The 14,513-nt window shown below is 72.7% G+C and carries 14 protein-coding genes; 7 read left to right on the top strand and 7 right to left on the bottom strand.

Going from position 1 to position 14,513, the window contains the following annotated elements:
• Positions 1 to 130: 130 nt before the first annotated feature.
• Both J3486_RS11795 and J3486_RS11790 read right to left on the bottom strand, forming a co-directional pair.
• Positions 131 to 1,375, bottom strand: a complete 1,245-nt coding sequence (locus J3486_RS11795) for a tetratricopeptide repeat protein (protein ID WP_207820167.1) — start codon at positions 1,373 to 1,375, stop codon at positions 131 to 133.
• A gap of 67 nt (positions 1,376 to 1,442) precedes the next feature.
• Positions 1,443 to 2,990 carry a DUF4331 domain-containing protein gene (locus tag J3486_RS11790; RefSeq protein ID WP_207820166.1) on the bottom strand — a complete coding sequence of 516 codons (1,548 nt, stop codon included), beginning with the start codon at positions 2,988 to 2,990 and terminating at the stop codon, positions 1,443 to 1,445.
• A gap of 197 nt (positions 2,991 to 3,187) precedes the next feature.
• Here J3486_RS11790 and sigK point away from each other — a divergent pair, with 197 nt between their 5' ends.
• The 4 genes from sigK (at position 3,188) to J3486_RS11770 (ending at position 6,955) form a co-directional block, all read left to right on the top strand.
• A complete protein-coding gene (gene sigK, locus J3486_RS11785; RefSeq protein ID WP_207820165.1) occupies positions 3,188 to 3,745 on the top strand; it encodes an ECF RNA polymerase sigma factor SigK in 558 nt (185 codons plus the stop codon).
• Positions 3,742 to 4,506 carry an anti-sigma factor domain-containing protein gene (locus J3486_RS11780; protein WP_207820164.1) on the top strand — a complete coding sequence of 255 codons (765 nt, stop codon included), beginning with the start codon at positions 3,742 to 3,744 and terminating at the stop codon, positions 4,504 to 4,506. Before sigK ends, J3486_RS11780 begins: the two co-directional genes overlap by 4 nt.
• A gap of 126 nt (positions 4,507 to 4,632) precedes the next feature.
• The gene (locus J3486_RS11775) at positions 4,633 to 4,905 is read left to right on the top strand and encodes a hypothetical protein (protein ID WP_207820163.1); all 273 of its coding nucleotides are present in this window, start codon (positions 4,633 to 4,635) and stop codon (positions 4,903 to 4,905) included.
• Between the two features lie 310 nt (positions 4,906 to 5,215).
• The gene (locus J3486_RS11770) at positions 5,216 to 6,955 is read left to right on the top strand and encodes an amidohydrolase (protein WP_207820162.1); all 1,740 of its coding nucleotides are present in this window, start codon (positions 5,216 to 5,218) and stop codon (positions 6,953 to 6,955) included.
• 34 nt (positions 6,956 to 6,989) lie between these two features.
• On the opposite strand, the gene J3486_RS11765 is transcribed toward J3486_RS11770, so the two are convergent.
• Together J3486_RS11765 and J3486_RS11760 are read right to left on the bottom strand one after the other, a co-directional pair.
• The gene (locus J3486_RS11765) at positions 6,990 to 7,775 is read right to left on the bottom strand and encodes an ABC transporter permease (protein ID WP_207820161.1); all 786 of its coding nucleotides are present in this window, start codon (positions 7,773 to 7,775) and stop codon (positions 6,990 to 6,992) included.
• On the bottom strand, positions 7,772 to 8,734 hold the full coding sequence (locus J3486_RS11760) for an ATP-binding cassette domain-containing protein (protein WP_207820160.1): 963 nt from the start codon (positions 8,732 to 8,734) through the stop codon (positions 7,772 to 7,774). The genes J3486_RS11765 and J3486_RS11760 overlap by 4 nt, the downstream gene beginning before the upstream one ends.
• A gap of 63 nt (positions 8,735 to 8,797) precedes the next feature.
• Between J3486_RS11760 and J3486_RS11755 the strand changes: the two genes are divergently transcribed.
• A complete protein-coding gene (locus J3486_RS11755) occupies positions 8,798 to 9,517 on the top strand; it encodes a TetR/AcrR family transcriptional regulator (RefSeq protein WP_207820159.1) in 720 nt (239 codons plus the stop codon).
• A 6-nt stretch (positions 9,518 to 9,523) separates the two neighbouring features.
• Here the strand turns inward: J3486_RS11755 and J3486_RS11750 are convergent, their stop codons facing one another.
• The 3 genes from J3486_RS11750 to hmgA form a co-directional block, all read right to left on the bottom strand.
• Positions 9,524 to 10,738, bottom strand: coding sequence for a type ISP restriction/modification enzyme (locus J3486_RS11750; protein WP_207820158.1), 1,215 nt, complete (start codon positions 10,736 to 10,738; stop codon positions 9,524 to 9,526).
• A 22-nt stretch (positions 10,739 to 10,760) separates the two neighbouring features.
• Positions 10,761 to 11,510, bottom strand: a complete 750-nt coding sequence (locus J3486_RS11745) for a GntR family transcriptional regulator (RefSeq protein WP_207820157.1) — start codon at positions 11,508 to 11,510, stop codon at positions 10,761 to 10,763.
• A 268-nt stretch (positions 11,511 to 11,778) separates the two neighbouring features.
• A complete protein-coding gene (hmgA, locus tag J3486_RS11740) occupies positions 11,779 to 13,110 on the bottom strand; it encodes a homogentisate 1,2-dioxygenase (protein ID WP_207820156.1) in 1,332 nt (443 codons plus the stop codon).
• A gap of 161 nt (positions 13,111 to 13,271) precedes the next feature.
• On the opposite strand from hmgA, the gene J3486_RS11735 reads away from it, so the two are divergent.
• Positions 13,272 to 13,784 (top strand): hypothetical protein, encoded by a 513-nt coding sequence (locus J3486_RS11735; protein WP_207820155.1) that lies wholly within the window; start codon positions 13,272 to 13,274, stop codon positions 13,782 to 13,784.
• 34 nt (positions 13,785 to 13,818) lie between these two features.
• A complete protein-coding gene (locus tag J3486_RS11730; protein ID WP_207820154.1) occupies positions 13,819 to 14,427 on the top strand; it encodes a TetR/AcrR family transcriptional regulator in 609 nt (202 codons plus the stop codon).
• The last annotated feature ends 86 nt before the right edge of the window (positions 14,428 to 14,513 follow it).

The following is a 14,513-nucleotide window of genomic DNA, read 5'->3' as shown; positions in this document are numbered from 1 at the left end:
GCGGCAGATTGCCCGAGGTGGGTGAGGGTGGGTGGTGGATTGTCCTTGGTGGTGGATTGTCCGAGGCGGGTGGGGGCGGGCGGCGGATTGTTCATGGCTGCAGGCCGCTGCGGGCGCTCAAGGTTGTGGTTCATGTCAGGGTCCTCGCCTTGTTCAGCCACTCCTTGCGTTCCGCTCCCCGGGCCACGATTCCCCGGTGGCGGAAGAACGTCGCGTCGCGGTAGCCGGTGTGCGTGGCGAAGCGGGCGTAGCGGAGGGCCTCGCTGTCGTGGCCGTTGACGTGCAGGGCCCAGCCGAGGGCGTCCGCCGTGTGCACGGTGTGCCGGCGCGCCCACTCGGCCCGCGCCGCGCGCAGCGCCGCCTTCCGGTCGCCGTGCTCCGCCGCGGCGAGGGCCGTGTCGAGGTCGACGTCGACCCCGTTGGCGCGGGCCAGCGCGATCCAGGCGGAGACGAGCCCGTACTGGGCGCGGGCCGCCGACAGCTTCCCCTGCTTTTCGTAGAGTTCGCCGAGTTCGACCAGCGGGCCCGGCAGCGGGTAGCGGGCGACGACGTCGCGCAGGTCGGCGACGGCCGCGGCGGTGTCGCCCCGGCCGGCCCGCGCCCTGCCCCGGCACTCCAGCGCGGGCACGTAACTCGCGTCGGCCCGCAGTGCGCGCCCGCAGTCGCGCAGGGACTCGCCGAAGTCTCCCTGGCGCCACGCGAGTTGGCCGAGCGCCGTGGCGACGTACGCCTCGTCGGCGGGCGACGACGCCGAGGCGAGCGCCTGCCGCAGGACGCGCCGGGCGCCCGTGACGTCGCCGCGCAGCTCACGCACGTACGAGAAACGGGTGAAGACGGGGATGCCGGGGCGGCGCGCGTCCGCCTCGGAGGCCGCCCGCCCGGCCTCCCCGTAGCGGCCCAGCTCGACCAGGGCGTCGATACGGGTGGACAGGGCGCGCTCGCTGTACGGGTTCACGGCGAGGGCGCGGCGGGCGTCCCGCAGGGCGCCGCGGAAGTCGTGCCGGGCCGCGGCGAGGGCCGCCCGTCCGGCGAGCGCGGCGTCGTTGCCGTCGGGGCGCAGCTTCAGGGAGCGGGACAGGGCGCGCTGTGCCTGCGGGTAGCGGGACGGGTCGCCGAGCGTGCGGGCCTGTTCGACGTAGGCCGTGCCGAGCGTCGCCCATGCGCCGAAGTCCTGGGGTTGGGACCGGAGATGGGTCTGGAGGGTCTGGACCGAACGGTCGAGGCCGCCCGTGCCGAGCTGTTGGGGCGGCGGCTCGGCGGCCACCGTGGGCCGATGGCCGTCGCCGCCCCCGCCGATGGCGACCGCGCCCCCGGTGAGGGCGAGTGCCAGTGCGCACGCGGCGACGGCGGTGCGTCCTGAGAGGCGCGGAGCCATGAAGATCACCTTTCTGTGAGCGGAGGAAAGGGGAGGAGGGGGAGGGAATGAGCAGGGAGGGTGCCGGCTACAGCGCCCCGCGCCGCCGCGTCCGGCCCCGCCACCACGCCAGGCCCAGGCCGACGAGCAGCACACCGGCGCCCGCCGCCGACGCCGAGGCGATGAGCAGCGTGTTGTCGGGCGAGCCGCCGGACGGCGACGAACTGCTGCCCAGCGCGCCGCCGTTGAGGGCGCTGCGGTTGGTGTCGCCACTGCCGTCCTTCTTCGCCAGCGGGCCGCGCGAGCCGGACGTGGGCAGGGCCACGTACGGGAAGGTGGAGCCGAACCGCGTGTCGTTGGCGTTCACGGCGTCGCCCAAGTCGTTCTTGTTGCCGAGGAGTTCGCCCTCTACGGCCTGCAGTTCGATGTCGACGACGTCGTCCGTCAGCCGTCGCCCGTTGGGGAACCCGGCGTTGTCCCCGTCGAGGACGCCGAGCCGCTTCGGTGAACTCGTCGGCCTGATGGAGGTGTTGAGGCGCAGCATCTCCGCGGGCCGCACGTGCGGCGGCTGCGTCAGGCCCTTCACACCGGTCAGGAACACGGAGACGAGATCGTTGCGCGGCTCCTCCGGTGCCGGCAGCTTGTAGATCGCCTGGAGCAGCTTGGGCAGCTCGGGCTTGGTGACGTACGGCAGGAAGTCCGCGTCGTTCCACGGGTGCGAGGCGTTGAACCTGTCCTTGTCCCGCTGCGGGATCACCACCTCGTTGACCAGCGGGGAGCCGAGCCTGGAGACCTGGGTCCAGGCGCCCTCGGCGTTCTTGCGCTGGGTGGTGGACCAGATGCCGATGATCGGCTGCTGCGCCGACTGCGTCAGGGACGCCGTCGGGACCTGGAGCGCGATGGTGTTGACGTTGTATCCGGCGAGCGTGTCCCGGCCGACCTCCGACAGGTTGCCGCCGTAGAGCAGGTCGAAGACCCGCAGATCGAGGAAGAAGGGGTCGTCGGCCTGGCCCGCGAACGCCGATCCGCCGCCCTGCACCTGGCGCACCGCCTGCTCGCGCAGCGTCCCGTACTGCGGCATCGACGCCTTTCCGACGTTCGAAGGCGCGACCGGGAGATCGTCGGCCAGCTCGGTCGTGGAGACGATCCTCTGGTCGTGCAGCGTGAGCAGATCGATGTCGTACGTCTGCGTGACGTTCAGGTCCGGGTCGTCGAGCGAGGTGACCGGGCCCGTGTTGTACAGGAACGTGCTGCCGTTCCTGGTCTTCGTGTGGAACGTCCAGCGGTAGAGCAGATCGCCCTGACCGTCACCGTCGCTGTCGATGTGGATGTCGTACTGGGAGTTCTCCGCGAACGGAGAGAAGTTCGGTCCTCCGGCCGGTTCCTCGAACGGGATCCAGTTGGCGATCAGGGTCGTGGTGTCCGGCTTGTCGGGGCTGACGAACGCGTACACGTCCGTGTTGTCGTGCTGCGGGTCCCCCGAGATCAGCGGTGCCTCCCTATGGCTGGAGGCGTGCGCCTCCTGCGGTCGCAGCACGGTCGCCCCGGCGGCGGCGAGCCCCCCGGCGGCCAGCGCGCCGCAGATCAGCGCGGCCAGGGGGCGAACTCCCCGGCGTTTCCTGGCGGTTGCTGTCATCGCGTCCGTCCCTCGTGAACGTCTTCAGGTCTCGGTGCTCGCACCGCGCGAGCCTCTTGACGGCCATTCGGGGCCCGGGGCGGGGCGGATTGGTCCGGCTTCCGGGACGGTCGCGGGGCGGCGCGTGCCATCCGCTCCCGCCCCTGTCTCCGCATCACGGGCGGCAGCACAATGAGCGGGCCGGAACGGGGGACCGTATGGATGTCGTGGAGAGCACCGACGCACTGCTCACCCGCGTGGGACGCGGCGATCAGCAGGCCTTCGAGGAGTTGTACGGGCAGGTCTCGGGCCCGGTGTACGGACTGATCCGGCGCGTGCTGCGGGACCCGGCGCAGTCGGAGGAGGTCGCCCAGGAGGTGTTCCTCGAACTGTGGCGCACCGCCGCCCGCTACGACCCGCGGCGCGGCACCGCCCTCCCCTGGATCCTCACCCTCGCCCACCGCAGGGCCGTCGACCGCGTCAGGAGCGTGCGCGCGGCGGGGGAGCGCGAGCAGCGCGCCGCGCGCCGGGCCGACACCCCGCCCTTCGACCAGGTCGTGGAGGAGGTCGAGTCGGTCCTGGAGCGGGACTGGGTGCGCCGCTGTCTGGGCCGGCTCACCGACCTCCAGCGGCAGGCCGTCACCCTCGCCTACTACGACGGCTACACCTACCGCGAGGTCGCCCGCCGTCTCGCCGTCCCGCTCGGCACCGTCAAGACCCGGATGCGCGACGGGCTGCTGCGCCTGCGGTCCTGCCTGGACGGGGCCTCCGCATGAGGCGCCTGCCGCGGTGGCTCACCGCCTGGCCGCTGCGCGACGTGCACTCGCTCGCCGTCCCGTACGCCCTCGACGCCCTCGACCCGCCCGAACTCGCCCGGTTCGAACGGCACCTGCGGCACTGCGAGCGCTGCACCGCCGAGGTCCAGGCCCACGCGGTCGACACCCTGCGCCTGGCCCGCGCCGCCCGCGTCCCGGCCCCGCCGGGGCTGCGCGACCGTGTCCTGAGCGCCGTCCGCACCCTCGAACAGGAACCGGCGCCCCCGCCCGGCGCGGCGCCGGCGGCCCGCCGACCGCTGCTCGTGCCGCTGGCCGCGGGCGCCGCCGTCCTCGCGCTGATCGCCGCGGTGCTGCTCGGGGTGGAGCTGACCCGCACTCAGGACCGGCTCGACGCACGGCAGGCCGAGGCACGTGAGATCGCCCACGTTCTCGCCGCTCCGGACGCCCGTGCCGTCCGCGGCGACGGCATCGCCGTCGTCGCATCGTCCCGCCGGCACAGCGCCGTGATCACCGTCACGGATCTCGCCCCGCCGCCCCGCGGCCGCGACCACCAGCTGTGGGTGCTCCCCAAGGGCTCCGGGCCGCCGCGTTCCCTGGGCGTGCTGCCCGACAGCGGCTCCGACACGCCGTTGCTCGCGACCGGCTTGACGTCGGACGCCTCCTCACTGGCTGTCACGACCGAGCCGGACGGCGGCTCCCGGCACCCCACAAGTGCCCCTCTTGTCCAACTCGCCCTGAAATCAGTTGGATTCGGAGAGTAATCACGGGGAAGGCGTCAACCTCCTTACAGGGGAGGTGAATCCTGCTACCGGGATACACGAGTGTCGCGCGGGGGCGATAGGGTTAACCTGCCCGGGCTGAGTGCCCTCGTACGGGTGGGGAGTGACATGGAACAGATAACAGTGCGCAGCAGGCCTCGTGTGCCTGCGATCACCTGCGGGAGCAGTGCGACCAGTTCGCGGCTCGACCGCCATCTCTCGGTGCTCGGCGGCCCTGCCGTCCCGCAGCGCGAGACGGTCGAGGCGACGACGCTGATGCGTGAGCTGACCGCGCGTGACACCGCGCACGACGAGCGCAGCACCAGCCGTGCACGAGTGCGACGAGTCTCGCTCTTCGCACCTCTGCGGCGACTGCGCCGCTCGCTGTTCGGCGGCCACTAGGCCCTCGGGCCCGGCCTCCGGGCCGGGCCGCCCGTCCAGCAAGGGTCCAGGCCCGCATTCGACCTCCGCGCCGTCCGGCGTACCGCTGCGCATCTTCGCGACCGTCATCCCCACGGCATGCGGCGGACGCTCCGGCGTGGGGGTCGGGTGCGGGCCTGGCTCGTGTGTGCGTCCGTCTCTTCTCCCGCTTCCGTAACAGGCTTGTCATGCACGGATGTTGACGGAGCAACTTCCGGGGTCCACTGTGTGCCGTGATCGTCGATGGCCGATACAGCTACACCAGCCTCGCCCCCGTCCCCCGGAGGTACGCGTGTGTGACCTGCACGACCAGCACGAACATCACTCGGCGCTGCTGGCGTCGGGCCCCCAGCTCAGCAGACGCCGCATCATGCAGATGCTCGGCGCGGCCGGTGTCACCGCCGCCGTGATGACGGCGGAGGCGGACCCCGCCATGGCCGCCGCGGCCGACACGACCCCCGCCGGGGCCGCCGAGTACAAGGCCCCCGAGGGCCTGGCCGAGGACAGCCCCGCCAAGGCCACCGCACTCGGCTGGATCACCGGCAACACCGACCGGATCACCGGCCTGAACGCCGAGATCTGGGAGAACGCCGAACTGTCCCTGCGCGAGTGGAACTCCTCGCTCGCCGAGGCCGGCTTCCTCGAACGGGCCGGATTCGACGTCGAGTTCGGCACCGCGGGATTCCCGACCGCCTTCACCGCGACGTTCACGTACGGCAGCGGCGGCCCGGTGCTCGGCTTCAGCGGTGAGTACGACGCGCTGCCCGGCCTCTCCCAGAACAAGGGCGTGGGACACCACGACCCGCGCGAGTACGTCCACGACCCGTTCGCCCCCAGCTACGGCCCGGGGCACGGCTGCGGGCACAGCGCGCTCGGCACCGCCGCGGCGGCCGCTGCCGCCGCCGTCGCGCAGGCGGCGAAGAAGCACAAGCTCCCCGTCACGGTGAAGTTCTTCGGCTCGACCGCCGAGGAGACCCTGATCGGCAAGACGTACGCGGTCAGCAAAGGCGTGTACGAGGGCCTCGACGCCTTCCTCGACTGGCACCCCTCCACGGCCAACGCCACCGGCTGGGGCAGCACGACCGCGATGACCGCCGTGACCTTCACCTTCCTCGGTGTCGCGGGCCACGGCGGCACCCCGCTCGGCAACAAGTCGGCGCTGGACGCCGCCGTGATGATGGCGACGATGTCGGAGTTTCTGCGCGAGGAGAACCTCGCCCCGAGCGGTCGCCTGCACTGGGTCATCAACAACGGCGGGGACATCCCCAACGTGACCCCGGAGATCGCCGAGATCTCCTACTACGTACGCGAAGGCAGTCCGGCCCGCGTCCAGGTCCTGCTCGACAAGGTGATCGCCGTCTCCGAGGCCGCCGCCAAGGCGTCGCAGACGAAGGTGCAGCACCGGATCACCTCGGCCTGCTGGAACCAGCTGCCCTCGCAGTCCTTCGCCGAGCTGCTGCACGAGAACATGCGGCAGATCGGCCCGCCCGCATTCCCGGACGCCGCCCATGCGTTGGCGAAGGAGCTGCAGGAGTCCCTCGGGCTGCCGCAGAAGGGCATGCACGACGCGATCGGCGACCTGACCCCGCCCAACCCGGCGTTCCTGGGCGGCGGGTCGACCGACGTCGCCGACATCAGCTGGAACGTGCCGACCGTGTCGATGGGCGCGGCGCTCGCCCCGATCGGCACCAAGATGCACACCTGGTCCACCGCGGCCTGCGCCGCCGCGGCCCCCGGGCAGGCCGCCGTGGTGGCCGCCGCGAAGTATCTGGCGGCGACGGCGGTGGACCTGATCACCCAGCCCGAGCGCCTGAAGGCCGTCAAGGACGAGTTCAAGGAGCGTACGAAGGGCGTCGCGTGGAAGACGGCGCTGCCCGACGGCTATGAGCCGCCGATGTACGAGCCGCCGGCCTGGTTCCTGAAGAAGACCGGACAGAAGTGGCCGCCGAACAACATCACCTGGCCGCCGAAGCGGGTGGTGTCGCAGGAGAAGTTCTCCTCGCTCGGCCCCGAACTGGCGCCCCAGACCTAGGGCCCGTCGTCCCGCGCGCCGTCCGTCGCTCCGCTCACCGTCCGCCGTGCGTGTAGCGGCGGACGGCGAGCGGCACGCACAGCGCGAGCAGGACCGCGCACCAGCTCAGCGAGCCGGCCACCGGATGCGCCACCGGCCAGGACGCGCCGTGCGGCACCGGGGCGTTGCCGAACAGATCGCGCACCGCCGTGGCGACGGCGCTGATCGGGTTCCACTCGGCCAGCGTGCGGACCCAGCCCGGCATGCCGTCGGTCGGGATGTACGCGTTCGAGAGCAGCGGCAGCATGAACGTCGCACCGCCCAGCTGCCCCGCCGCCTCCTCGCTCCGGGAGGCGAGCCCCAGCAGGATCCCCACCCAGGTCGCGGCGGAGCGGAACAGGAGCAGCAGCCCGAAGGCGCCGCACGCGGCCGCCGCCCCGCCCTCGATCCGCCACCCCATGGCGAGACCCACGAGGACCAGCGGGACGAGTCCGACGGCCGTCGTCACCAGGTCCGCCGCCGCCTGCCCGACCGGCACCGCGGAGCGGGACATCGGCAGCGTACGGAAGCGGTCCATGACGCCGCGGTGCGAGTCCTGCGCGGCGGTGAACATCCCCGTCATGATCCCGTTGGCCGCGGTCGCCACCAGCATGCCCGGCACCAGGAACGCCCGGTAGTCGGCGCCCGGCATCGCGAGGGCGCTGCCGAAGACGTACCCGAAGAACAGCAGGAACACGATCGGCATCGTCTGCGTCATCAGCAGGATCGCCGGGGCGTGCCGGATGCGCTGCAGATGCCGGCCGAGCATCGCCGTGCTGTCGTACACGATCGCGGAACTCATGCGGGGACTCCTTCGGGGCGGCTGGTGGTGAGGCGCAGGAACGCCTCGTCGAGGGTGGGCGGGCGCAGCGTGACGTCCGCCAGCGGCACGCCCGCCGCGTCGAGTTCGCGCACGACGCGCGGCAGCGTCACCGTCGGGTCCAGCACGACGACGCCGACGGCCTGCCGGGCGCGGTCCAACTCGGGTCGGGCGCCGGTGAGTTGATCGAGCACGACGGCGGCCGCGTGCAGCGCGCGCTCGTCCGGGTCGGCCACGACGACCTCGGCGTAGTGCCCGATCTGCGCCTTCAGCTCGGCGGGCGTGCCGCTGTGCGCGGCGCGGCCCTCGTCGATCAGGACGACGTCGTCGGCGAGCCGGTCGGCCTCGTCCAGGTACTGGGTGGTCAGCACGACGGTGGTGCCCTCGCGGGCCAGGTCGCGCACGGCGTCCCACATGGCGTTCCTGCTGTGCGGGTCGAGGCCGGTCGTCGGCTCGTCCAGGAAGAGCACGGCGGGCCGGGTGAGCAGGCTCGCCGCCAGATCGAGGCGGCGGCGCATCCCGCCCGAGTAGGTGCGCGCGGGCCGCTCGGCGGCCTCGACGAGCCCGAACCGTTCGAGCAGCGCGTCCGCGTCCTCCCGGGGCGCGCGCAGCAGCCGGGCGAAGAGCCGCAGGTTCTCGCGCCCGCTCAGCTCGCCGTCGACCGACGCGTACTGCCCGGTGACCCCGATGCGGCGGCGGACCTCGTGCGGCTGCGCGGTGATGTCGTGGCCCGCGACACGCGCGGTCCCGGCGTCCGGTCGGAGCAGCGTGGTCAACAACCGTACGGCGGTCGTCTTGCCCGCGCCGTTCGGCCCGAGCAGACCGCAGACCGTGCCCTCGCGCACCGCGAGATCCAGGCCCCGTACGGCGTGCACGGCCGTGTCGCCCTTGCCGAAGCGCTTCTCCAGACCCTCACTAAGTACAGCGTACGTAGAAGTCATGGTGCCACCGTACCGCACTACGTACGCCGTACGTAACTACGATGGTTCGCGAGGTGATGATCAATGGCGGGCCGAGCGGCCGTACCCGAAGTGATCTGGGCGCGCCCCGAGCGCGCCGGACGGGGCCCACGGCCCGCGCACAGCAGGGCCGACATCGCGGCCGCGGCGGTGCGCGTCGCCGACGCGGAGGGCATCGACGCGGTCTCCATGCGCCGGGTCGCCGGTGACCTCGGCATGGGCACGATGTCGCTGTACAACTACGTGCCGCGCAAGGAGGACCTGTACGAGCTGATGGTCGACGCCGTCAGCGCCGAGTACGACTACGTCGAGCCGTCCGGCGACTGGCGCGCCGACGTGCTCGGCCTCGCCCGGCAGGCGCGCGCCCTCATGCACCGCCACCCCTGGCTGCCGCGCCTGATGTCACCGGTGTACGGGTTCAGCCCCAACGCCCTGACGTACCTGGAGTACTGCCTGAGCTGCCTGGACCCGCTGGAGGTGTCCTACGGCACGAAGATGGAGCTGATCGCGTCCGTGACGAGCGTGGTGACGACCTACGTCGCCAACGAGATCGCCACCGCCGAGCGCACCCGGTCGCTGCCGTGGAGCGAGGAGCAGGAACAGGCCGTGCGGATCGCCTACCTCGGCAGCCAGGTGGCCACGGGGAAGTACCCGCGCCTCGCCGCCGCGTTCACCGAGGACGCCGGACCCATCGACCTGGAGGCCGTCTTCGAGCGGGCACTGCGGCGGACGCTGGAGGGGTTCGCGGGCGAGGTCGGCGCGTAGCTCCGCTCAGAGCAGCGCGAACTGGCCGCCCGGCCCCTCTTCCTGGTGGTCCAGGACCGAGGCCGGGTGCAGGGCGCTGTCCGGGACCGGCAGGACGTGGGCGCCGCGCAGCTCGGCCGGGGTGATCAGATCGCCGAGGGCGGCCGTCAACTCGTCCTGGAGCGGGCGCAGTTCGGTCAGCAGGGCCAGGACGGTGACGACTTCGAGCAGTTCCGACGTCCAGTTCTGCGGCCAGGTCGCCGGGCGGACCGCCGCGAGCGTGCCGGGCTCGGCCGTCGCCGTGCGGCGCGCGAACCACTGTTCCAGGACGCGCACCCCGCTGACGTGGAAGTCCCAGGCGGCCGTCGGCACGGGGGAGATCCGGCCGTCCCCGACGAGCAGGGCCTCCTCCTCGCGGTCGTAGCGGAGTTCCGCCGGGCGGGCCGGGAGCGGGGCGCGGACGTACGGGCGGCGGCCGCCCGGCAGCTTCGGGCGCTCGGTGCCGGCGCCGCGCCGCTGCAACCACAGGACGCGGCGGCCGAGTTCGACCCCGCGCCGCCACACGTCCGGGTCGGCGGGCAGCGGCACCCGGCACTCCTTGCGGGCGTCGCGCCCGGCCGTGGCCAGGATCCAGGCGAACAGATCGTCGGCGGCGACGTCCTGTCCGTACGTTCCGGAGAGGTGCTGGAGCAGCCCCGGCGCGATGTTCGGTTCGGCCGCGCCCGGACGCCGGTACAGGGGGCGGATCCGGCCGGGACGTCCGGCGGGGGAGCGGCCCTCGGGCAGCACGGCGGACGCGAGCACGACGGGGCCCGCGGCCTCGGGCACGTACCCCTGCTCCACCAGGTACAGCTGCCGCTCGTCGGCGACCCGCCACAGCTCGGGGCGGGCCGCGTCGATCAGGCGCTGGTCGGGGATCAGCCACTGCTCGTCGAACGGCCCGTGCAGGATGCGCACCGGCTCGGGGCAGGGGCCCTCGGCGTGGGCGAGCGGCTCGGTGCCCGCGCGCTGACCGGGCAGCTGGGCCGCCGCCGTGTGCAGGGTGCGGGCACGGGAGGACTCCAGGAGCGCCTCGCGTTCGGCGGCGCTCGCGCGGACGAATCTGTCCCAACGGGCCTTCAGGGACGCGGCGTCCGGCGCGACGGGCCAGCCGCGGCCCAGGCGCAGGGGCGCCACGGACCACGGCATGAGGTCCGAGAGCTCGATCGCGTCGGTGAGCCGGTCGTTCGTCACGTGCGGCATGGTACGTCCCCCGTGCGCGCGGTCAGTCCGCGTCCAGTGTCACCGAGAACGAGAACCGGTCGCCGCGGTAGTGGATGACGGCCACGTCGAGGACGCGGCCCTCCTCGTCGTACGTGATGCCCGTGTAGTGCAGGATCGGGCTGAGCAGCGGCACCTGGAGCAGCCGGGCCGTCTCCGGGTCGGCGAGCCGCGCCTCGACGGAGTCGGTGACCCGGGTGATCCGCACGCCCACGACGTCCCTGAGCACCTTCGTCATCGGCCAGCGCTCCAGGTCCGCGACGTCGACCCGTTCGCCCAGTTCGGGCCGGATGTAGTTGCGGGCGTGGTTCGTCGGCTCGCCGGTCTTCTCGTCGCTGCGCAGCCGGTGGTACATCGCGACGTGCCCGGTCCCCGGGAAGTGGTCGGCCAGCGCGGCGGGCACGGGCGTGCTGCCGTGTTCGAGCAGCTCGGCCGTCATGCCGGACTGCTGCGCCACGATCGCGTCCACCGAGCCGAGCAGCCGCACCGGTGCGCCGCGCTGGGCGGCCGGTTCGATGAAGGTGCCGCGGCGGCGGTGCCGGGTGATCAGGCCCTCGTCCTCCAGCTCCTTGAGGGCCTGGCGCATGGTCAGCACCGAGACGCCGTAGTGACCGGCGAGCTGTTCCTCGGTGGGCAGGCGCAGCGGGTCCTGCGGTGACCTTCCGAGTATCGAGGCGCGCAGGGACTGCGACACCTGATACCAGAGCGGCAACTTACGGTTCAGGACGATCGAGTCCGGGGCGAATGACGTCACGGGGTTATCCGTATCGGTCGGGGGCGTGATGCGCAATGTGGCCTGGGGCATGGGTGCGCTCTCGTCTGCCGAGGGTGGTCCGGTCGGCGGCCGCGGACGGTGCGTGGCTGGTCGCGCAGTTCCCCGCGCCCCTCGAAGCGAGCTCCGCCCACCCAGGAGGAAGCCGCGCGCGGCGCGTGCTTCGGGGGCGCGGGTAACTGCGCGACGAGCCCCCACGCACCCGCGATCCGCGCCGCATCCGTCACCCGGCGGACACACCCGCCCACCACTACACCCCGAAGTGACGCTCCAGCCCGCGCCACACATCGTCGTAGCCGCGCTGCAGGTGCCCCGCCCCGGCAGCCTGCTCCGTCGCGACCACCGGCCACCGCGTCTCGAACATGAACGCCAGCCCGTCGTCGACCCGCTGCGGCTTCAGCTCGGCCGCGCTCGCCCTGTCGAACGTCTCCCGGTCGGGCCCGTGCGCGGACATCATGTTGTGCAGGGAGCCGCCGCCCGGCACGAAGCCCCCCTCTCCGGCGGTCTTCGCGTCGTAGGCGCCCTCGATGAGCCCCATGTACTCGCTCATCACGTTCCGGTGGAAGTACGGCGGCCGGAACGTGTCCTCGCCCACCAGCCAGCGCGGCGCGAACACCACGAAGTCGACGCCCGCGAGTCCCGGGGTGTCCGAGGGGGAGGTGAGGACCGTGAAGATCGACGGGTCCGGGTGGTCGTACGAGATCGTGCCGATGACGTTGAAGCGGCGCAGGTCGTACACGTACGGGACGTGATTGCCGTGCCAGGCGACGACGTCCAGCGGGGAGTGGTCGTAGGTCGCGGTCCAGAGGTTGCCGCAGAACTTGTTGACCACCTCCACCGCTCCGGCCGCGTCTGCCCGGTCCTCGTACGCGGCGACGGGAGCCCTGAAGTCCCGCACGTTCGCCAGGCCGTTGGCGCCGATCGGACCCAGGTCGGGGAGCTGGAACGGCGCCCCGTAGTTCTCGCACACGTACCCGCGGGCGCTCTCGTCGAGCAGCTCCACCCGGAACCGGACCCCGCGCGGGATCAGCGCGACCTCACCCGGATCCACGGCCAGCAGCCCGAACTCCGTGCGCAGCAGCAGCCCCCCGCGCTCCGGCACGATCAGCAGCTCGCCGTCCGCGTCGCTGAACACCCGGTCCGACATCGAGGAGTTGGCGTGGTACAGGTGCACGGCCATGCCGGTGCGCTGCGTCACGTCCCCGTTGCCGCCCAGCGTCCACAGGCCCGCCAGCCAGTCCGTGCCGGGGGCCGGCTCGGGCAGCGGGTTCCAGCGGCGCCGGTTGGGGTCGGGCACCGTCTCGGTGAACGGGGCCGTGCGGATCGCGCCGTTGTCGGTCCGGGTGAACTCCGGGTGCGCCGCCGACGGGCGGATGCGGTACAGCCACGAACGCCGGTTGTGCGCGCGGGGCTCGGTGAACGCGGTGCCGCTGAGCTGCTCCGCGTACAGCCCGAGCGGGGCCCGCTGCGGCGAGTTCCGCCCCTCGGGCAGGGCGCCCGGCACGGCCTCCGAGCTGTGCTCGTTCCCGAAACCGGACAGATAGGTCAGCGTCTCGGCCGCCTTGCGTACGTCCCCGCTCATCATCGCTCCCTCGTCAATGATTCCTATGCTCAACCGTAGGATTCATGATCGGCCCGCGCAAGAGGTCGGTCCGCCGGGTTCGCGGGGTCCGCCGCGAGGGCCCCCGGGCCTCCTCCCCGAGACGGATCCCCGAACGTGAGGGTTCCTCTACTGTCCGGAGCATGCCCAGGACGTCGCCGGCCCGCGCCCTCGCCGCCACCCTTCTCACCTGTGCCCTGCTCACGGGCCTCGCCGGGTGCGGTGACGACGACGGCGGCCCGCGCCACGTCGGCACGGTGCTCGACAAGACCGACGCCGAGGGCCGCCACCTGCGCCAGATCCCCGGCAAGGACGCCCCTGACGTCGGCCTGGTCGTCCAGCCGGACCCGGGGCCCGACGGCGGCTGGGACATCCGGATCCGGGTCCGCAACTTCCGGCTCAGCCCCCGGGGCACCGAGGCCCGCGCCGTGCACGGCCGCGGCTACGTCCAGCTCTACCTCGACGGCCGGCGCCTGACCCTGCTGCGCGCCGTCGACTACCGGCTGCCCGGCGACCGGGTCACCCGCGGCACCCACAAGGTCACCGCCCGCCTCTACGCCGACGACCGCACGGTGTGGGCGGTGGAGGGCGAACCCGTCGAGGCCACGGCCGACCTCACCGCCTCCGGGGCCGAGACCGCGTCGCCCAGCCCCTGACCCCGTGCGACGTCCGCGCCGTAGGGTGACCGGCATGCCCCACCCGACCTCCTTGCGCCGCACCCCCGTTCAGCGGCGCAGCGCCGAACGGCTGAGCCGGATCCTCGACGCCTGCGCCGATCTCCTCGACGAGGTCGGCTACGAGCGGTTGAGCACCCGGGCCGTCGCGGGCCGCGCCGACGTCCCCATCGGTTCGGTCTACCGCTTCTTCACCGACAAGCGGGCCATGGTCGACTCCCTGGCCCAGCGCAACCTGGAGCGGTACACGGAGCGCGTCACCGGGCGCCTCGACGCGATCCCCGCCGACGACTGGCGCGCCGCGATGGACGCGTTCCTCGACGAGTACCTCGCCATGAAGCGCACCGCACCGGGCTTCTCCCTGGTCGACTTCGGCACCCAGATCCCGGTCGGCGCCCCCGACGCGGCTCCCAACGTCCGGGTCGCCGACACCCTCACCGACCTCCTCGCCCCCCACCTCGGCCGCACCGCCGACGAGGCGCTGCGGCGCACCTTCCTGGTGGCGGTCGAGGCGGCCGACGCGCTCGTACGCCTCGCGTTCCAGACCGGCCCCGAGGGCGACGAGGCGATCATCGCGGAGACCCGGGAACTGCTGCGCGCCTATCTGGCCCGCACCCTCGACTGACGGGCCGGAGCCTGCGCACTGATCGTCGTAAAGCTGTGACCTGGAGTTTTGCGCTTATTGCTCACGCGTCAACATCTTGTTAACGC

Origin of the sequence: Streptomyces sp. VRA16 Mangrove soil, from assembly GCF_017377775.1 — a bacterium.
In the GTDB taxonomy this organism is placed as follows: Bacteria; Actinomycetota; Actinomycetes; order Streptomycetales; family Streptomycetaceae; genus Streptomyces.
This window is presented reverse-complemented; position numbering and strand designations above follow the sequence as displayed.

What these genes read in the sequence shown, in the direction of transcription:
- J3486_RS11795 (WP_207820167.1), bottom strand. Translation starts at nt 1,375, where the DNA reads ATGGCTCCGCGCCTCTCAGGACGCACCGCCGTCGCCGCGTGCGCACTG.
- J3486_RS11790 (WP_207820166.1), bottom strand. Translation starts at nt 2,990, where the DNA reads ATGACAGCAACCGCCAGGAAACGCCGGGGAGTTCGCCCCCTGGCCGCG.
- sigK (WP_207820165.1), top strand. Translation starts at nt 3,188, where the DNA reads ATGGATGTCGTGGAGAGCACCGACGCACTGCTCACCCGCGTGGGACGC.
- J3486_RS11780 (WP_207820164.1), top strand. Translation starts at nt 3,742, where the DNA reads ATGAGGCGCCTGCCGCGGTGGCTCACCGCCTGGCCGCTGCGCGACGTG.
- J3486_RS11775 (WP_207820163.1), top strand. Translation starts at nt 4,633, where the DNA reads ATGGAACAGATAACAGTGCGCAGCAGGCCTCGTGTGCCTGCGATCACC.
- J3486_RS11765 (WP_207820161.1), bottom strand. Translation starts at nt 7,775, where the DNA reads ATGAGTTCCGCGATCGTGTACGACAGCACGGCGATGCTCGGCCGGCAT.
- J3486_RS11760 (WP_207820160.1), bottom strand. Translation starts at nt 8,734, where the DNA reads ATGACTTCTACGTACGCTGTACTTAGTGAGGGTCTGGAGAAGCGCTTC.
- J3486_RS11755 (WP_207820159.1), top strand. Translation starts at nt 8,798, where the DNA reads ATGGCGGGCCGAGCGGCCGTACCCGAAGTGATCTGGGCGCGCCCCGAG.
- J3486_RS11750 (WP_207820158.1), bottom strand. Translation starts at nt 10,738, where the DNA reads ATGCCGCACGTGACGAACGACCGGCTCACCGACGCGATCGAGCTCTCG.
- hmgA (WP_207820156.1), bottom strand. Translation starts at nt 13,110, where the DNA reads ATGAGCGGGGACGTACGCAAGGCGGCCGAGACGCTGACCTATCTGTCC.
- J3486_RS11735 (WP_207820155.1), top strand. Translation starts at nt 13,272, where the DNA reads ATGCCCAGGACGTCGCCGGCCCGCGCCCTCGCCGCCACCCTTCTCACC.
- J3486_RS11730 (WP_207820154.1), top strand. Translation starts at nt 13,819, where the DNA reads ATGCCCCACCCGACCTCCTTGCGCCGCACCCCCGTTCAGCGGCGCAGC.